Here is a 19,691-nt window from a genome sequence, read left to right as displayed (position 1 = left end):
ACCGTCCCCGAAAATACCCGAGGGTTATTCGGTGATTTCGCTTTGCTGGTCTTCTTCCAGGACGAGGTTGATTTTGTATTGGTGTTTGCCGGAATAATCGGTCGCCTGAGAGGTGGTGACTTTCAGGTGGTCGGCGGGGATGCCTTGGGTTGTCAGGTAATTGAATGTCTGTCTGTTGCGTAATTCTATCAAACGATTTATTTGTGATTCCACAAATGCCGCAGACAGGAGGGACCGTGTTTTTTCCTGTACGGAAAGGGTGGAGATACTTGGGTCTACCTTGCTGTTCAGGTAGCTGTTGAAGTTCGGGTCTTTGGTTTCGATTTCCATAATTTTAGCGTAATCGATGGCTTGTAGCGTGGTATCGCTTTTTTCGGAATGTAGTGAAAGATAGTAATCTTTTTTGATATCGAACAGGGCTATCTCGTTGTAAGCGGCTTCCCGGTCGATCTCTTGTTCCAGGGTCAGCGTCATGTCCGGTTTAGCCTTGATTAATTCCGTTAAGGCATTGAAGGTGGAATATTGTTCGGATGTGAAATCCCATTGGGTGGCAGTCAGGGGAATGGAACTCAATTTGTCGGGAGAGAAACCTAATGAATTGGCTAAAAAAGAGACGGGAGACACGGCTACTTTGATCAGAAGGTTTGTCAGCGTTTTAAAGATGAGTTTACGGTATGAAAATTCGGGAGAGGAGATATTTCCGCTGACCGGAAGATTCATGTTGATTTTATCGTTTTTGTCTTTGATCAGGTAGAGGGCCGTTTTTAAAGGAAGGTTATACTCTACTTTAAGTCCTTTTTGTTTGTTTTCCAATTCGCAAGCGAATACGTCTAATGAGTTACGCCCTTCCAATTGGCTTTTCTTCACCGTGTTTATGCTGGTGAACGCAAGGTTCCCTTTTCGGATCGGGTAACCGAAATATTGTAAGCAGTAAGGGGTAAATTCGATCAGGTTCAGGTTTTTGATAGCTAACGTCAGATCCAGGTTGCTGATGTCGTCCAGTTTACCTTTCCAGTTGATATAGGCTGATCCACCGTCCGGTAATTTCGTTTGAAGGCGAATGTGGTTAACGCCCGATAGAGTCAACGTATCGGAAATGATACTTAATTTGTCCATGCGAAAAGAGAACGGCTTGTGCAGGGTATGATCGTTAAACGTGAAATCGGATTCGGTTACGGCTAATTTTCCCAAACGTAAATCCATGGGGATAGCGGTCGTGTCCGGTGCGGCGGTCGGTGTTTCGGGCACGGTATCCGCTGGCGTTCCCGATTCTTCTTTGAGAAATGCCGTGTAGTTATTGTGGTCGGAGTAGAGTTCGAACGAGGAGCTGAATTTATGGATGGCTAACGCGTTGAAACGGAACTTAGCTGTTCCGGGATTGATCTCTTCTATATCCAGACCGACAGAGTCGATAGAGACTATTTTTTGTGCTTTTTCATCAGTGATATGTAATTCTCGTAAAGAGGTAAGCCCTTTTATCGAGATGTCCATGATGTGGTTCGTGTTTCCCGCGATTTCCAAATCGGCGGAGAGCGAGCCGTTCAATCGACCGATCTTCACGTAATCCGCCAGGTAAGCTTGGAGATTGTCGATGGCGAAATTGTTTAAATTCAAATGAACCAGATACTCTCCGTCCGTCAGATTATATTGGGTTTGAGTCTGTAATGAACCTCCGTTACTGAAATTTAAATTAATGCCTACATCTGTATTTTGTCCGCTGAAATAGACTCCCGGAATACGCAGGTTCATATCTTCCATATCCCATAGGGAGTTGCGGATCAGATCTTTGTATCGTATATGTCCTCCCGCGAGATTAATATTGTAGATGGCTATTGCCAGGGAGGAGGTATTTGAAGTCGTATCTTCCGGAGCTGTGAGCGTATCCGTCGAATGTTTTTTCAACAGATCGGTGAAGTTGAATGTCTCGCCTTTTTGCCAAAGGTTTACTTTCGGATTTATAAGTGATATCTCGTTTATTCTTAGTTCGTTAACGATTAAACGATACAAGGAGAGATCTACTACTAACGTGTCGAACGAGATAAAGGTATCGGAATCGTTTGTTTCATACAAGGTAAAACCGCAAATCCTGTTATAACCCGTGAAAAGATTGGCATAGAGTTTTTCTATCGTTACTTTGCGGCCGATTAATTCTTTCCCGTGTTTATTAATGTAGTTTTTAGCGATAGGCGGGGCTATTAAAATACCGATAATTATCAGACTAAAAAAAATAACCAATGTGATAATAATAATCTTAGTGATCTTCTTCATGATTTTAATTTTTATCTATAAATCGTCATAAATCCAATTGCGAAATTATCAAAAAAATGCAAAATGGATCCTTTCGGCAGTGGTTTTAAGTCTAATTCTTGCTTGAGTTTTTGGTATATACTATAGAGGATTCCATAGTTTCAATTTTTTATTAAAAAGAGTGATTTAGTTCGATTTTGTTACTTAAATGATTAAATCCTGTTAAAAATTAAGTTAAAATAGATTTTAGAGTCACCCTTTTGCTACCCTTTGGTGTTATATAAGCAGAAGATTAAAATTGATGATACTATGTTGAAAATTATTTTAGTTGTTGGGATGTTATTATTCAATTTGGTAGAAGTTGAAGCCCATGAGAAAGAGATGGTGGCATTGGATGAGTTGGTACGAAAATTTGAAGCAAATCCGGCAGATGCACAAAATACGATTCAATTATTGAAAGAATTAAAAAATCAAGGTAAGCCGAATAGTGATGTGGTAGAGCGCTATTTTAAGACTCAGAGCGAGACGGATTACTTGAAAGAGTATAACTGGTCTATTATTCGGGATTTCGTGGATGATGTCGATGCGCCGCAGATAAAATATTTGTTCAAAAACCAACTTAAATTTATACAGTCTTATTCTAAAGATGATGTTTTCCAGAAGTTGGATAACGTATTAGTAGGGCATCTGGAGCGTTTTTACGATAAGGATAAGATTCAATACCGGAATTATTTGGAATCGTTGAAAAAATCCGGATACGAACATTACGATGTGGTTGCTGATTATTTTTATATCCGGGAATTACGTTCGGAGCGTAAATCGGAAGATTATTTTTATAAAGCCCGGAAGCTTTTCCGTTATTTTCCGGAGAATCGCAAAATGATCAAAGAGATCACGGATGGAGCGTTAGAGATCATGAATGATGTTTCCAGGTTAAAGGTAATACAGTTATGGGCGGGTAAGACCGTAGAGTCTGCTAAGGATTTCGATGCTATATACAATTACGCCTTGATATCTCAAAAGTGTGGATTTAAGGATGTTGCTGAGAAATACGCTCGTTTGGCCAATGCTATCGCTGAAAAATCGAAAAATCAGAACTTTCAGGAGAAGGCTCGTAAATTGATGCAAGTAGTAAGATAGTCTTTGATTCGTAATAAAAATATAACGGAGGGTAATCGCGGTGGTTATCCTCTTTTTTTATATCTTCGCAATTGAACAGAAGAGTAAAAGAATGGAAAAGAAAGGTTTGATTATTGCTGTTGACGGTTATTCATCCACCGGTAAAAGTACGGTTTCCAAGATTTTAGCGGCACGTTTGGGGTATACCTATATCGATACGGGAGCGATGTATCGAATGGTAACCTACAGGGCGATATCCGAGGGTATGCTGTCGGTGGACGGAGTGGATGACAAGCGATTGAAAGAGGAGTTGCAAAGGATTGTTTTTGGATTTAAATACAACCGGGAGAAAAATCGATACGAATCTTATTTGAACGGGGTTTACGTGGAGGATGCGATCCGTCGGATGGATGTATCCGATTCTGTCAGTTTGATCGCGGCGATTCCTTATGTGAGAGAGGTACTGGTACGTAAGCAACGGGAGATGGCCGAAGAAGGGGGTGTCGTGATGGACGGGCGGGATATAGGAAGTGTCGTGTTTCCTCATGCGGAAGTTAAGTTCTTTATGACGGCTGCTCCGGAAATACGGGCTCAGCGCCGTTACAAAGAGTTGGTGGAGAAGGGGGAAAAGGTGACTTATGAAGAGGTTGAAGAGAATGTTCGTAAACGAGATTATATCGATGAAAACCGGGAGGTCAGTCCGTTGAGGAGGACACCGGATGCTATCGTTATTGATAACGGGAAGATGTCTATCGAGGAGGAAGTGTCGGAGATGTTGAAAGTGATAAAATCAAAATATGAAGGTCGAGATTGATGAGAACTCTGGTTTTTGTTTTGGTGTCGTCAATGCTATCGAAAAGGCAGAGGAGGAGTTGACGCGCGGTCCTCTATACTGTATCGGGGATATCGTACATAACAGCCTGGAGGTAGAACGACTGAGAAAGTTGGGGTTGTATACGATCGATCATGAGGTTTTTGCCCGTTTGAAGAATTGCCGGGTATTGTTCCGTGCTCACGGAGAGCCGCCCAGTTCTTACCGGATGGCGGAGCAGAATCACGTGGAGATCATAGATGCATCTTGCCCTGTCGTGTTGAATTTGCAGCAAAAGATTCGCAAGGCTTTTTTAACGGAAAAGGAGGCTCAGGTTGTTATATACGGGAAACGGGGACATGCTGAGGTAAACGGTTTGGTCGCTCAAACGAACGGGGAGGCCGTGGTCGTGGAAGATGAAACGGATATCGAAAATATTGATTTTTCCCGTCCGGTTATATTGTTTTCTCAAACGACCAAAAGTTTAGACGGTTTTCGGAGTATGGTGGAGAGGGTTAAAGCCAGGGCCAGGAATTCGGTAACCGTAAATGATACGATTTGCCGGAAGGTGGCGAATCGTATTCCTCAATTAAAGGAGTTTGCGGCTCGTCATGATGTGATCCTTTTTGTGAGCGGGGAAAAAAGTTCGAACGGCAGACAACTTTTTGCGGTTTGTCGGGACGTGAATCCCCGTACTTATTTTGTTCAGGGAGAGGATGATATCCGTGAAGAGATGATCCGGGATGCTCGAAGTGTAGGTATTACGGGAGCGACCTCGACACCTCATTGGGTTATGGAGGCTATTTTACATCGGTTGGAAACAGACCCTTTTTAATTATATAAGACCGTTTTAAACAATAACGTTTATCAGGAGATTACTATGGGAAGAATAAAAAAAATAGGTGTTTTAACCTCAGGAGGTGATGCGCCGGGAATGAATGCCGCTATTCGTGCGGTTGTAAGAGCTGCTATTTTTAATGGTTGTGAAGCTTATGGTATTTATGACGGATATGAAGGATTAATTTCGGGTAATGTGAGACGTTTGCAATCTCATGACGTGAGTAATATTATACAACGGGGGGGGACGATATTGAAAACGGCGAGGAGCGAAGCTTTCCGGACACCGGAAGGACGGACTCAGGCTTACGAGTGTTTGAAAAAGCATGGTATAGATGCCCTGGTAGTTATCGGGGGTGACGGAACTTTTTCCGGGGCTCGCGAGATGATACAGGAACATGATGTGCCTATTGTGGGGATACCCGGAACGATCGATAATGATCTTTACGGCACGGATTATACGATCGGTTACGATACGGCGGTGAATACGGTGGTGGAAGCTGTCGACAAGATCAGGGATACGGCAAGTGCGCATAACCGTTTGTTTTTTATCGAGGTCATGGGACGCGATGCGGGATTTATTGCCTTGCGCTCGGCTGTGGCTACGGGAGCGGAGGCCGTTCTTGTCCCGGAGATCAAGACGGATTTGGATGCGTTGAATCAGTATTTGGAACACGACTATAAGCCACATAAATCCAGCGGCATCGTGATCGTGGCTGAGGGTGAGAAATCAGGAGGGGCGTACACGATTGCGGAAAAGATATCTGAGAAACATCCGGATTATGATGTACGGGTAACGGTTTTAGGGCATATTCAACGAGGTGGTTCTCCTTCTGCCTTTGACCGGGTAACGGCCAGTACGTTAGGAGTCGCGGCCGTAGATGCTTTAATGGACGACCAGATGAGTATTATGGTAGGGATCATGAATAAAGAGGTCGTGCACGTACCTTTCAATAAGGCGATAAAAAATTCCAAACCGTTAAATCATAATCTGTTGGGGCTTTTGGAAATACTGTCGATTTAATTGCAGATTTTAGATTGACGGATTAAAGGATCGGGGGATTGAGAGATTACGTGATTAGGGTGATTACGTGATTGAGGGATTAGAAAGATTGACGATGGTGGATGGTAACTTAAAAAACGGCGTTCAATTTACAATTAGAGCGTTTGATATAATCGTAAATATAAACTTGAAGTTTTAGCTTGGTTTACGCGGATGTTATTGTTCCTTTGGGAGTAGAGGGCTTTTTTACGTATTCGGTACCGGAAGAATGGGAGCATGCGGTAACGAAAGGGGGACTTGTTGCTATTTCCTTTGCCGGGAAGAAGCGGTACACGGGCGTCGTGTACGCTTTACATACTCAAAAGCCGGAAGGGATTACCGTAAAGCCTATAGATCGGGTGATGGAGGCGGGATTTATTCTTTCGGAAAAGCATTTGAAGTTTTTATTGTGGATGAGTGAATATTACATGGCTCCTGCGGGAGATGTCATTCGGGCTGCCTTTCCTGTTGCCATGCGTTTGGAGAGTCATACCTGTGTGAGGTTGACGGAGACGGATATTGAAGATAAGATATTTAGCGATGCCGAAAAAAAAGTATTGAATCTGCTGCGTCCGGGAGAGTTTCTTTCCGTCACGGAGATTGAAAAGTGCTTAAAGAGTAGTCAGGCGGTTAATATTGTAAAGAGTCTGTTAGATCAGGGGGTGGTTACGATAAAGGAGAAAGTTGATGATCTTTTTAAACCCAAACGGGAAAAAAGGGTTTGTTGGGCGCATCGATTTGAAGAGGAGGAGTTATCCCGTTTGTTAGATACCTTAAAGAGGGCCCCGGTACAATACCGTATGTTGTGCAAATGGATTGATTATTGCGAGGTACAGGGTGTGGATTTTATCATTAAAGAAGATTTTTCCCGTTTGATCGGGAACTCTGCGGTAGCCTTAAAGTCTTTATGCGACCGGGAAATATTGAAAATAAATTCGGTAGAAGTCCCTTGGCATGACGAGGATGAACGGGGTGAAAGGGAGGTTAACAGGCTTTCGGATACCCAGGAACTCGCTTTAATGCAAATCCGGGATTCTTTTAAAAAGAAAGATTGTGTTTTGTTGCAGGGGGTGACATCTTCCGGCAAAACCGAAGTATATATTCATTTGATACGGGAAGTATTGGCTCAAGGCAAACAGGTGTTGTACCTGTTGCCGGAAATTGCGTTGACCGTACAGATCGTGAGGAGATTACAAAAAGCTTTCGGTAATCAGGTCGGGATCTATCATTCGGGTATGTCCGACAGGGCCCGGGTAGAGATGTGGAAAAAACAAAACGGAGATGCTCCGTATCGACTCGTGTTGGGGGTGCGTTCTTCTGTTTTCTTGCCTTTTCAGAAGTTAGGCTTAGTCATTGTAGATGAAGAGCACGAGAGTTCTTATAAGCAAAAAGAGCCTTCACCCAGGTATAACGGGAGGGATGCGGCGATTATGTTGGGAAAGATGTTCGGGGCTAAAATCGTTTTGGGATCAGCGACACCCTCTTTCGAAAGTTACGGGAACGCGATGAGTGGAAAGTACGATTTGATCCAGATGAATATCAGGTACGGAGACGTGAAAATGCCGGAGTTGGTTTTTGCCGATATGAAGGAATTTCGTCGGAAAAAGTTGATGAAAGGTGCTTTTACTCCGGTATTGTACGAAGAGGTAAAACGGGTATTGGAAAAAGGGATGCAGGTTATCTTATTGCAGAATCGAAGAGGTTATTCTACTTATTTGCAGTGTGACCGTTGCGGTGCGATTCCCCGTTGTAAGCGTTGCGACGTAAGTATGACCTATTATAAATACAGGAGTACCCTGAGTTGTCATTATTGCGGAAGTCTTCGTCCCGTTCCGTCTTTATGCGAGGAGTGCGGACAGGGACGTTATATTCAGCGAACTCCCGGAACGGAACGTATCGAAGAGGAGGTGTCGGAGCTTTTCCCCGGGGCCCGGGTGGCCAGGATGGATTTGGAGGCGATGAACAGCAAGACGAAGTACAAGATGTTGATCGATCGTTTTGAAGCGGGGGATTTCGATATCTTAATCGGAACGCAGATGGTTTCCAAGGGACTCGATTTCGAGCGGGTGAAGTTGGTCGGAGTGATGGATGCGGATAGTTTGATAGGATACCCTGATTTTCGTGCCGAGGAGCGTACTTACGCTATGTTGACGCAGGTCAGCGGGCGAAGCGGGCGGAAAGGAGAGCGGGGAAAAGTTGTCATACAGCTTTCGGATCCGGATAACCGGGTTTACCAATGGGTGGCGCGGGGGAGTTTTTCTCTTTTTTATGAAGCCTTAGCCCGGGAGCGGGAATTTTTCGGGTATCCTCCTTTTGGCCGTTTGATACAATTGGAGTTGCGTCATAAGGATGAGCTTCTACTTCGTCGTGCCGCTAACGAGTTGGCGGAACGGTTGAGGTCGAGATTGGCTGGACGCGTGTATGGACCTGCCGTTCCTGAAGTTTCGCGTATTCGGGAAATGCAACGGATTCAGTTGTTAATAAAGGCAGAACCCGCTTTATCCTTATCCAAACTGAAATCTTTTCTGAAAGGGGCGATCGTCGAACTGCTTACTCTTAATAATTACCGGACGTTGAAGGTGTATTTTGATGTGGATCCCATGTGATCCGTCGGATTTGGCAAGGAAATGGAAGTTGATTCTCGGGTTGACGGTTTATATTATTCCTGCTTTGTCGCGTGCTTTGGTGCGGATCGGGAGCATAGGGGCGACTAATCTTTTTTTTACGTGTGTTAATATTCATTTTTGCACTTTTATGTTCGTAACCAGTCGCCTTAAATTGGTCCGTCAAGGGAAACGAAAGGATCGGATAAAATAGCAAACGTCGGTTATCGGGAAATTTTGGAAGAGGTTACTATTTTTTTGGGAAAAACTTAAAGTTAGCATTAACATTTTTTAGCGGACCCATTTTAACATTTGGGTGAATAATCTTTACTTTTGAGGAAACCGAAAAAATAAGGTGGTAAATTACTTAGTTCGGTGTGTCTTTTGAAACATGTAGCGGGGGTTTTACGTTACGTGTTATTATGAAAAGTGGAATTATAAATTTCTAATTAAAATATTAAGTATATGAATACTGTTGATATTAAAGCATTAAATGAACGCATACAGCAGGAAAGTTCGTTCGTCGATATGATAAACATGGAGATGAATAAGGTGATCGTAGGCCAGAAGCATTTGATCGAAGGACTTATGATCGGCATGTTATCAAACGGGCATATTTTATTGGAAGGTGTTCCCGGGTTGGCGAAAACATTAGCAATAAATACGTTGGCTCATATTATCAATGCAAAGTTTAGCAGAATTCAATTTACTCCGGATTTATTACCGGCCGACGTGGTGGGTACTATGATCTATTCTCAGAAGAAGGAAGAGTTTGTTGTGAAACACGGACCGATATTTGCAAACTTTATATTGGCCGATGAGATCAACCGGGCTCCGGCAAAGGTACAATCGGCCTTACTGGAAGCCATGCAGGAACGTCAGGTTACCATTGGGGATATGACTTATAAATTGGACGAACCTTTTTTGGTGATGGCCACTCAGAATCCGATAGAGCAGGAAGGTACCTATCCGCTACCGGAAGCGCAGGTAGATCGTTTTATGTTGAAGGTAGTGATCGATTACCCGAAAAAGGATGAAGAGAAATTAATTGTCCGTCAGAATTTGGAAAAGAGTTTTCCGGAAGCCAACACGATATTGCAACCGCAAGATATTATGCGGGCACGCGAAGTGGTGAAAGAGGTTTACTTAGATGAGAAAATAGAGAAATACATTGTAGATATCGTTTTTGCAACGCGTTATCCTCAGGAACACGGGTTGGAGAAGTTTGTCTCTATGATCGCTTACGGGGCTTCTCCTCGAGCAAGTATCAGTTTAGCCAAAGCGGCACAGGCTTATGCCTTTATAAAACGTAGAGGTTATGTTATACCGGAAGATGTGAGGGCTGTTTGTCATGATGTATTGCGTCATCGTATCGGTTTGAGTTACGAGGCAGAGGCCAATAATTTGACGAGCGAGGATATTATCAGCGAGATATTGAACACGGTAGAGGTACCTTAATCGATTTATGGTTTCGGGTAGAAACAGGATCCCGATCAAGTACCAGTTTTGAGGCTGGAATTTCGAATTTAAAATCGGTAAATCTAAAATGAATTAAGGTGGAAACTTCAGATCTGTTAAAACGAGTCAGAAAAATAGAGATCAAAACCCGGGGGTTGTCGAAAAATATTTTCGCGGGAGAATATCATTCGGCCTTTAAAGGTCGAGGAATGACTTTTAGTGAAGTTCGGGAATATCAATACGGGGATGATATCCGGAGTATCGATTGGAACGTGACGGCTCGCTATAATCATCCTTACGTGAAGATATTCGAAGAAGAGCGGGAGCTGACGGTCATGTTGCTGATTGATGTAAGCGGCTCCCGTAACTTCGGTACGATTTCGAAATTAAAGAAAAATCAAATTACCGAAATTGCCGCGGTTTTGGCTTTTTCTGCCATACAGAATAATGATAAAATCGGAGTTATTTTCTTTTCGGATAAGATAGAGAAATTTATTCCACCCAAAAAGGGAAGAACTCATATCTTACATATTATTCGGGAGTTGATAGATTTTAAGCCTGAAGATAAGCGGACCAATATAACGGAGGCTTTACAGTATTTGACCAATGCTATAAAAAAGCGTTGTACTTGTTTTTTAATCTCTGATTTTATGGATGATCATGATTTTGAGCATCCTTTAATGATTGCGAATAAAAAACATGATATCGTGGCGTTAAGGGTATATGATCCTCGGGAAAATGAGATTCCTCCTGTCGGGCTGATGTATTTAACGGATGCGGAGAGTGGCGAACACATTTGGGTCGACACATCCGATCGCCGGGTGCAGGAAGATTATCGCCGTTATGTATTTGACCGGGAAAAGGAGTTGGATCGTGTATTCAAACATTCCGGGGTAGACGTCGCTTCAATCAGTTCTGACGAGGATTACGTGAAGTCCCTGATTGCTTTGTTTAAACGCCGGGGAGCCGGTTATTAAACATAAAAATGCGGCGGAAGAAGAAATATAAAAGCAAAAGATGAACATGAAAAATAAGTTAGTTATATTGATTGTTGTTTTGCTGGGATGTATCGCGGGTGTGAAGGCGCAAAACATTGAATATATTGCCGAGTTGGACACGAACTACATCATGATCGGCGACCAGATTCATTTGAAAATGAAGGTGAAGGCCGATCCGGGTGTTCGGGTCGTTTTTCCGTTGTTGAAAGATACGATCGTTAGCGGTGTCGAGGTTATTTCCGGTCCTGTACGGGATTCGATCAGGGAGAAAGACGGTCGTATGTTGATACAGGAGGCTTACCTGATCACTTCCTTCGATTCAGGGGTCTACAGGATACCACCCTTGCCTATCCAAGTGGAAAAAGAGAGTTATAACAATGTGTTGCGGACAGATCCCATGCAATTGATCGTAAACACGTATGCAGTGGATCAGCAGAAAGGAAATTACGATATCGTCATGCCGATAGCAACGCCTTGGACTTTTGCCGAAATCTTACCTTATCTGTTATGGGTTTTATTAGGTCTTGTGATTCTGTTGCTGGTTTGGTGGATCATTAAAAAGCGTAGGGCCAATAAGCCTTTGTTTGCTATCGAAAAACCGGCTATTCCCCCTTATGATTTGGCAATGAAAGCCTTGAACGAAATCAAGGAGGAAAAATTATGGCAAAGTGGAAAGACAAAGGAGTATTATACGCAATTGACGGATGCGATCCGGAATTATTTGGATGGAGAGCTGGATATTCCGGCTATGGAGCAGACTTCGTTCGAGACCATGCGCTCTTTGGAGGGGTGCAGGGAGGTGGCCGCACCGTTGAAGGATAAGTTAGGGATGATGTTTGAGACTGCCGATTTCGTGAAATTTGCCAAGGCGATGCCGTTACCGGATGAGAATGCCCGGAATTTGGATATCGCTTTTGAGTTTGTCAACCATACGAACGAGCAGGTACAGGAGTTAAAAGAGCGGGAAAAGCAGGAGAAAGAGAGCCGCGAGCGGGAAGAACGGGAGAAGGAGGAGGCTGCACGAAAGGAAGCGGAAGAGGGAGAAGAAAAGTAGAATTGATTTGAAAATATATTCATTTGTAGATTTGGAAAAGAGCGATTCTTTCGAGAGCGTGAACTTTTTCAAATGTCGAATGTTCAAATGAAAAGATTATGTTTGGATATGAATTTGCAAGCCCTGGGTATTTTTGGATATTGTTGGTATTGATACCGATGATTATCTGGTACGTACTGAAGGAGAAAAGTTCGCATGCTGATTTGCAGTTTTCTTCTATCAGGATATTTAAAATGATGAAACGGGGCAATCGGATTTGGGCTCGTCATTTGTTGTTTGTCGCGAGAGTGCTGGCCATTGTATTTTTAGTATTTGCCCTTGCCCGTCCTCAGTCCAGTAACAGCTGGCAGACTTATAACAGCGAAGGTATCGATATCATGTTAGCTTTGGATATCTCCGGAAGTATGCTGGCACGGGATTTTACTCCAGATCGTTTGGAGGCTGCCAAAGAGGTTGCCACGAAATTTATACTGGAGCGTCCGCAGGATCGAATCGGTTTGGTGGTTTTTGCGGGAGAGAGCTTTACCCAAAGTCCGCTGACGACGGATCAGGCCGTGTTAGTCAATGTGATGAAAGATATTCATAGCGGGATGATAGAGGATGGAACGGCGATAGGATTGGGGTTGGCCAATGCGGTGAATCGTTTGAAAGACAGTCCGTCCAAGTCGAAGGTAATCATTTTGCTGACGGATGGAGTAAACAATCGGGGGGCTATTGCTCCGATGACGGCTGCCGAGTTGGCTAATACTTTCGGTATTCGTGTTTACACGATTGGCGTGGGGTCTTTGGGAGAGGCCCCTTATCCGGTACAGACTCCTTTTGGCGTTCAATTGCAACGTATGCCCGTGGAGATCGATGAAGATGTCTTGACGCAGATTGCCAATATGACAGGAGGAAAATATTTCAGGGCGACCGATAATGCTAAATTGGCTCAGATATACCAGGAGATCGATCAATTGGAAAAAAGTAAGATAGAAGTAAAGCATTTTAGTAAGAAAAACGAGCAATATTTTTATTTTGCTTTGATCGGAGCTTTATTGTTGATATTGGAATCCGTATGTCGGTACACGTTGTTGCGGAAAATTCCGTGATCGTTATCGAGGAGATGTTATATGAATAGTATTGAACATGTGGTTTACCACTTAAAAAATAGAAGGTATGTTTAGATTTGCGCATCCTGACTTGTTATATTTATTGATTGTCATTCCGCTATTAGTTATATTTTATATCGTGACGGTAAGGCATAAGAAGAAGGCGATAGCAGAATTTGGAAATCCGGATTTGCTAAACGGTTTAATGCCTTTATTATCCTTTAAGAGGGGAGCTTTGAAGTTCGTTCTGATCTTGATTGCGCTCCTTTTTATCATATTGGGTGTTGCGGGACCTCAGTTCGGATCCAAGTTGCAGCAGGTGAAAAAAGAGGGCGTGGAGTTGATTATAGCCTTGGATGTTTCCAACTCGATGTTGGCACAGGATATAAAACCCGATCGCTTAGAGGCTGCCAAGCAAGCGATTTCTCGTATGGTGGAAAAGTTGAATAATGATAAGATCGGTTTGATCGTTTTTGCCGGTGATGCTTATGTGCAATTGCCTATTACAACGGACTACTCTTCTGCCAAGTTATTTTTATCCGGCATAAGTACGGATATCGTACCGATTCAGGGAACAGCTATAGGTAACGCTATCGATTTGGCATCCAAATCGTTTACACCGAACACGGAGGCTTCTAAAGCAATCATTGTGATTACGGATGGAGAAAATCATCAGGATGATGCCGTTGCCGCGGCCAAAGCAGCCCGGGAGAAAGGGATATATGTACATACGATAGGAATGGGACTACCGCAAGGAGGACCGATTCCGGAAAAAGGAAATCCAGGTCAATTTATGAAGGACGGTTCGGGAAATGTAGTGATTTCCAAGTTGGATGAAGAGACGTTAAGGGCCATAGCCAAAGCGGGAGAAGGTATGTTTGTACGGGCAAGTAATTCGAATGTCGGATTGACAACTTTGTTGGACGAGATCAATCGAATGGATAAGACCTTGTTGGAAGAACGGGTATACAGCGATTATTCAGAGAAATATCAATATTTTATCTTAATAGGTTTATTATTCGTATTACTTGAATTTATCGTTTTAGGGCGTAAGAATAAGAATCTATTGAAGATTAATATATTCGGTAATGAGGAAAACGTAAAAAATTAGGAGTATGATGAAGACAATAATACTGATAGCGGTTGCCTTGATGATGAGTTTGACATCGTGGGCACAACAGGAGAGAAAGTTCATCCGTGGCGGAAATAACTTGTTTCATAAGCAGGATTTTGAAAAAGCGGAAGTGGAGTATCGGAAGGCTTTGGATAAAGAAGTGGATTCTTATGAGGCGGCTTTTAACTTAGGTGATGCCATGTATAAACAGAAAAAATACGATGAGGCATTGCAACAATTCATGTCTTTGACCAAGGACGAGACGAATAAGGAGCGGTTGGGTGAGTTGTATCATAATATTGGCAATACTCTATTGTCTATGAATAAGTTAGATGAAAGTATAGAGGCTTATAAGCAATCTTTACGGAATCGTCCGAACTCTCCCGAGACCAAATATAATTTAGAGTTTGCCCGTAAACAAAAGCAAGATCAGCAAAACAAGGATGATCAGAACAAGGACCAAAACAAAGACCAGAACAAGGATCAACAGAATCAAGATCAAAACAAAGACCAGCAAAACAAGGATCAAAATCAGCAAGATAAAGAGCAACAGAACAAGGATCAGAATAAGAATCAACAGAATCAAGATCAAAACAAAGACCAGCAGAATAAGGACCAGCAAAACAAGGATCAAAATCAGCAAAATAAAGAGCAGCAGGGACAGGGAGCGAAGATTTCCAAGGAAGATGCCAAGCGTTTGTTAGATGCTTTGGAAGCTGACGAGAAGAAGACGCAGGAGAAGGTACAAAAAGAGAAAGTTCAGGCTCAGAAAGCGAAGAAAATGAAAATAGAAAAGAATTGGTAATTTTGTGTATTCTTAGAGGCTAACGGACACGTTTAAAAAAAGAACAATGAGGTCATTTATAATTGCAATAGTCATATGTATTTTAGGGGGAGTAAAGGGATTTGCCCAGGATGTTAAACTGGAGGCCTCTGCTCCGAGTGTCGTGGGTGTTGGAGAACAGTTCAAATTAGTTTATACGCTGAGTAAAAAGGGTGAGAATATGAAATTACCCACCTTAAAAGGATTTGAATTGTTGATGGGACCTTCCGTGAGTGAAGCCCAGAACGTTACAATTATTAACGGTAAAGCGACAGTAGAGGCATCGGTAACCTATTCTTATATATTAATTGCCGATGAAGAGGGTGAATATACTATCGATCCGGCCACGATCGTTGTGGATGGTAAAGAGATTAAGTCTAAATCATTGAAGATAAAGGTCGTGAAAGACGAGGGTACTTCTCGAGTAAATCGGGGCCAAGAGCAGACCGACACGCGTGAGGTATCCGGACGAATTACGGAGGATAATTTATTCTTGCGGCTGGAAGTTAACAGAAGCAGTCTATACGTGGGCGAGAGTTTAGTGGCTACATTGAAGGTATATTCGAGAGTGGATTTGAATGGTTTCGGGCGTACGAAGTTTCCCGCTTTTGACGGATTTCTCGCTGAAAATGTAGATGTTCCTCGTGTCGAACTGAAGAGAGAAGAGTATAATGGGAAAATTTACGATGTCGGCGTGTTGAAGCAGGATGTTCTTTTCCCTCAGCATGCCGGTGTCCTGACGATAGAACCTTTCGAGTTGGAGTGCAGAGTGCAGCAAAGGGTGGGCGGTTCTCCGGATTTTTTTGATAGTTTTTTCGGAAATACACGTACGGTAACGGTATTACGACGTACGAAACCGGTAAAAATAACCGTAAAAAATTTGCCGGAAACCGGGAAACCTTTAGGGTTTAGCGGGATGGTCGGAACATTGAGTATGTCGACTTCTTTGTCGCCCGATACGTTGAAGGCGAACGATGCATTGACTTATAAAGTGATATTCAAGGGAACTGGTAATTTGAAATTACTGGAAGCCCCGAGAATCTCCCTGCCTCCTGATTTTGATATATTCGATCCTAAGGTTACCAAGGATCTGCGGACAACGGTAAGCGGTTCGACGGGTACGGTTACCTACGAATACCTGATTATACCTCGTTTCGCGGGCGATTATACGATACCATCCATTGAATATTCTTTCTTCGATCCTTTAGCGGCTAAATACAAAATATTGAAAGGAAAGGAGTATAAGGTACATGTTTTAAAAGGAAATGATACGGGAGGAGGAGTACAGGGAGGTGCCGTACAATCCTTTAAAAAGGAAGATGTAAGGATGTTGGGGGAGGATATTCGCTATATTAAGACGGGAAATAGTGCTTTAAAAGCGAAAGGAGTTCAATATTTTGCCTCGACGGCCTATTGGCTGAGTTTCTTGATACCTTTTATCCTTTTTGTCATAGGAATGATATTGAATCGTCGTAGGATCAAGGCGAATGCGGATTTGGTAAGAGTGAAGAGCAAGGCTGCCAGCAAGATGGCGCAAAAGCGTCTGAAAGCTGCTGCCGTGGCAATGAAAAGTGGTAATTCCGAGTTATTTTATCAGGAAGTATTGAAAGCTTTATGGGGGTATGTCAGTTTCAAATTGAATATAGAAGTTTCGGAGTTGAACCGGGACAATATCAACGAACACCTCACGAAACGGGGAGCTTCTGCCGAATTGATACAAAATTTTATAGATGTTTTGGATCATTGTGAATACGCTCGTTATGCTCCCGGAAGCAATCAGGGAGAGGAGATGGATAAGGTGTATAAAGACGGTTTGACTGTCATTACGAAATTGGATAAGGCTTTGTAAATTCGTAAATCTGAAATTATGAAAAAAATATATATCATATTGTGTTTGCTTTCATTGAATCTGAGTGTGTTTGCTGTTGATGTGAAGGCGTTGGAGGGAGAGGCGAATAAGCTGTATCAGGACGGAGATTATCAGAAAGCAATAGAGTTATATAATCAGGTTTTAGATGCGGGAGTGGAGTCTTCTGCAGTTTATTACAATCTGGGAAACAGTTATTATAAGGCGGGAGAGATTTCCAAAGCGATTTTGAACTACGAGCGGGCTTTGGTTTTGAATCCGGGAGATAAGGATACGAAATATAATTTGACGCTGGCTCAGAAAGCGACGGTGGATAAAATTAAAGTTTTGCCGGAATTGTTTTTTGTTCGTTGGTATAACTCTTTTGTTTCCACTTTCTCGGCTGACCAATGGGCTTATTTTTCCGTGGCTTTGTTCATCGCCTTTTTGATAATGGCGGCCTTGTTTTTCCATTCCAATTCGATAGGTTTGAAAAAAACAGGTTTTACGGTGGGAATTGTTTTACTACTATTGACTGCGGTGACTATTTTCTTTGCCACGAAACAATATCATCGGGTGTCTGATCGGAATTACGGTATTGTAATGACTCCGAGTGTCGTTGTGCGAGGTGCTCCCGATAGTAGCGGAACGGAGTTATTTGTGGTGCATGAAGGATTAAAAGTTCAGATCGTAGAATCTTTAGGGGATTGGTATAATGTCCGGATGGCCGACGGAAATGAAGGGTGGATTATGAAATCGGATCTGGAAAAAATTTGATTATTTCGGATCGAAAATAGAAATTTATTGTAGAGTTGGTTTTTACTTTGTAACTTTGTAGACAAATTATTCGGGTTGTTGAGGTGGTAGCATCTGTTTTAGCCGAAAAAACCTGATTGTTTATTTCTTTTTGTCCTTCTTGATAATCATGTGGTTATATTATGGAAAATTATGTTGTTTCAGCTCGAAAATATAGACCGGCAAGTTTTGATACGGTGATCGGACAGCGTGCGATTACCTCTACGTTGAAAAATGCCATATTGAATAAACAGTTGGCTCAAGCCTATTTGTTTTGCGGACCTCGGGGGGTCGGAAAGACAACTTGTGCCCGTATTTTCGCTAAGACGATCAACTGCATGAATCTTCAACCGAACGGGGAACCGTGTAACGAATGCGAGTCCTGTGTTGCGTTTAATAACTCCCGTTCCCTGAACATCCATGAATTGGATGCGGCTTCCAACAACAGTGTGGACGATATCCGCGGGTTGGTGGATCAAGTACGTTTACTGCCACAAGTCGGAAAATACAGTGTATATATCATTGACGAGGTGCATATGTTGAGTGCTTCTGCTTTCAATGCTTTTTTGAAAACGCTTGAAGAGCCTCCTGCCCATGCTATTTTTATTTTGGCTACGACAGAAAAGCATAAGATATTACCGACCATTCTTTCCCGTTGTCAAATTTATGATTTTAACCGGATAAAGGTTTCGGATACCATAGAGCATTTAAAGAGGATAGCGGATAAAGAGGGAGTGCAGGTCGAGGAGGAGGCTTTAAATATTATAGCTCAGAAAGCGGATGGAGCGATGCGGGATGCCCTTTCTATTTTTGATCAGGTGGTTAGCTTTTGCGGAAAAGAGTTGACTTACGCGAAGGTGATAGAAAATCTGAATGTATTAGACTACGAGTATTATTTTAAATTAACGGATTTGTTTTATAACGGTAAGGTAGCGGAGACCTTTCTTTTGTTTGATGAAATCATGACGAAAGGTTTCGATGCGGGTAACTTGATCGCCGGTTTAGGAAAGCATTTCCGGGATTTGTTGGTTGCAAAGGATGAGGTTACCTTGTCTTTATTGGAAGTGAGTGCATCCATTCGTGAACGGTATTTACGGCAGGCAAAAGAGGTGGATGTCGATTTTATCTTTAATGCATTGAAGGTGATCGAACAATGTGAGATGCAATATAAGGTCCGGGTAGAAAAAAGGCTTTGCGTGGAGATTACCTTAATAAAGCTTTGTCAGATTAACGCGTTAAAAAAAAAAGCCTTAGTATAGAGGAGTTTGCCGGTTTATTAAAGATTGACGGTTTTGTCGGCAAATTCAAGCAGGAAACCGATTCGACCGTTTCTGCGAGTACGAATTCCCGACCGGAGGTGAAATCTGGCAAGACCCCTGCTATTCATTCCTTCAAGTTAAAGCAGGCTATGGCCGAGAGTAAGGATTATGTGGAGATTCGAAGTATACCGGAAGTCCAAAAGATTGAGAAAAAAGTAAAAGCCCAGGATCCCTTTGATGAAAAATCCGTTTCTTCGGTCTTAAGTACTTTTATTGATTCTTCAGTCGGGGAGGCCGTAAAAGTGGCTCTTACATCACATCCTCCCAAGGTCAACGGATTTGTCGTTACCATAGAGGTTGACAACGAGTTTTTGATGGCTAAAATGAATGAATTGCATCAGCGAATCTTGTCTTATTTAGCAGAACGCCTGAACAACGGTTACATCACGTTGAATATTGAGCTTTACAAGGAGACGGATGATGGAAAAGAGAAAAAGCGTTTATTCACGGCAAAGGATAAGTTTGAACATTTTATGGAATTGAATCCGGCTGTCGGAGAGTTAAAAAATCTTTTCGGTTTGGAGATAGAGTGAT

15 protein-coding genes and 1 pseudogene are annotated in these 19,691 nt (G+C 42.6%); 15 read left to right on the top strand and 1 reads right to left on the bottom strand.

The annotated features are described in order from the left end of the window. Window positions 1–24 precede the first annotated feature (24 nt). Window positions 25–2,268 carry a DUF748 domain-containing protein gene (locus tag DMB45_RS14385; RefSeq protein WP_041504521.1) on the bottom strand — a complete coding sequence of 748 codons (2,244 nt, stop codon included), beginning with the start codon at window positions 2,266–2,268 and terminating at the stop codon, window positions 25–27. Between the two features lie 288 nt (window positions 2,269–2,556). Here DMB45_RS14385 and DMB45_RS14380 point away from each other — a divergent pair, with 288 nt between their 5' ends. The 15 genes and pseudogenes from DMB45_RS14380 (at window position 2,557) to DMB45_RS14305 (ending at window position 19,690) form a co-directional block, all read left to right on the top strand. Next, window positions 2,557–3,387: a hypothetical protein gene (locus DMB45_RS14380; RefSeq protein WP_041504520.1), complete on the top strand. Its 831-nt coding sequence runs from the start codon at window positions 2,557–2,559 to the stop codon at window positions 3,385–3,387. Window positions 3,388–3,478: 91 nt separating this feature from the next. Continuing rightward, complete coding sequence (cmk, locus tag DMB45_RS14375; RefSeq protein WP_041504519.1) at window positions 3,479–4,180, top strand: (d)CMP kinase; 702 nt, start codon at window positions 3,479–3,481, stop codon at window positions 4,178–4,180. Then, window positions 4,164–5,012 (top strand): 4-hydroxy-3-methylbut-2-enyl diphosphate reductase, encoded by an 849-nt coding sequence (locus tag DMB45_RS14370; RefSeq protein WP_041504518.1) that lies wholly within the window; start codon window positions 4,164–4,166, stop codon window positions 5,010–5,012. Before cmk ends, DMB45_RS14370 begins: the two co-directional genes overlap by 17 nt. Before the next feature lie 45 nt (window positions 5,013–5,057). Next, window positions 5,058–6,038, top strand: coding sequence for a 6-phosphofructokinase (gene pfkA, locus DMB45_RS14365; RefSeq protein ID WP_041504709.1), 981 nt, complete (start codon window positions 5,058–5,060; stop codon window positions 6,036–6,038). A 179-nt stretch (window positions 6,039–6,217) separates the two neighbouring features. Next, on the top strand, window positions 6,218–8,662 hold the full coding sequence (priA, locus tag DMB45_RS14360) for a replication restart helicase PriA (protein ID WP_041504516.1): 2,445 nt from the start codon (window positions 6,218–6,220) through the stop codon (window positions 8,660–8,662). Window positions 8,663–9,124: 462 nt separating this feature from the next. Next, window positions 9,125–10,117, top strand: a complete 993-nt coding sequence (locus tag DMB45_RS14350) for an AAA family ATPase (protein ID WP_041504514.1) — start codon at window positions 9,125–9,127, stop codon at window positions 10,115–10,117. 98 nt (window positions 10,118–10,215) lie between these two features. After that, window positions 10,216–11,094 carry a DUF58 domain-containing protein gene (locus DMB45_RS14345; protein WP_041504513.1) on the top strand — a complete coding sequence of 293 codons (879 nt, stop codon included), beginning with the start codon at window positions 10,216–10,218 and terminating at the stop codon, window positions 11,092–11,094. A 46-nt stretch (window positions 11,095–11,140) separates the two neighbouring features. Continuing rightward, window positions 11,141–12,169 (top strand): BatD family protein, encoded by a 1,029-nt coding sequence (locus DMB45_RS14340; RefSeq protein WP_082027426.1) that lies wholly within the window; start codon window positions 11,141–11,143, stop codon window positions 12,167–12,169. Between the two features lie 98 nt (window positions 12,170–12,267). Next, entirely contained in the window at window positions 12,268–13,260 is a 993-nt protein-coding gene (locus DMB45_RS14335; RefSeq protein WP_041504511.1) for a vWA domain-containing protein, read from the top strand. 67 nt (window positions 13,261–13,327) lie between these two features. Next, window positions 13,328–14,371 (top strand): VWA domain-containing protein, encoded by a 1,044-nt coding sequence (locus DMB45_RS14330; RefSeq protein ID WP_041504510.1) that lies wholly within the window; start codon window positions 13,328–13,330, stop codon window positions 14,369–14,371. 4 nt (window positions 14,372–14,375) lie between these two features. Continuing rightward, the gene (locus DMB45_RS14325; RefSeq protein WP_052634883.1) at window positions 14,376–15,179 is read left to right on the top strand and encodes a tetratricopeptide repeat protein; all 804 of its coding nucleotides are present in this window, start codon (window positions 14,376–14,378) and stop codon (window positions 15,177–15,179) included. 46 nt (window positions 15,180–15,225) lie between these two features. After that, window positions 15,226–17,046 carry a BatD family protein gene (locus tag DMB45_RS14320; protein WP_041504509.1) on the top strand — a complete coding sequence of 607 codons (1,821 nt, stop codon included), beginning with the start codon at window positions 15,226–15,228 and terminating at the stop codon, window positions 17,044–17,046. A gap of 18 nt (window positions 17,047–17,064) precedes the next feature. Continuing rightward, on the top strand, window positions 17,065–17,820 hold the full coding sequence (locus tag DMB45_RS14315) for a tetratricopeptide repeat protein (protein ID WP_052634881.1): 756 nt from the start codon (window positions 17,065–17,067) through the stop codon (window positions 17,818–17,820). A 161-nt stretch (window positions 17,821–17,981) separates the two neighbouring features. Continuing rightward, window positions 17,982–19,070 (top strand): annotated as a pseudogene (locus DMB45_RS14310) (DNA polymerase III subunit gamma/tau); the annotation flags it as partial. Between the two features lie 125 nt (window positions 19,071–19,195). Continuing rightward, window positions 19,196–19,690, top strand: coding sequence for a hypothetical protein (locus tag DMB45_RS14305; RefSeq protein ID WP_146216459.1), 495 nt, complete (start codon window positions 19,196–19,198; stop codon window positions 19,688–19,690). The last annotated feature ends 1 nt before the right edge of the window (window position 19,691 follow it).

This window comes from Sanguibacteroides justesenii, from assembly GCF_003204205.1.
In the GTDB taxonomy this organism is placed as follows: Bacteria; Bacteroidota; Bacteroidia; order Bacteroidales; family Marinifilaceae; genus Gabonibacter; species Gabonibacter massiliensis.
The sequence above is the reverse complement of the archived record's forward strand: the minus strand, read 5'-3'. Positions and strand labels throughout refer to the sequence as shown.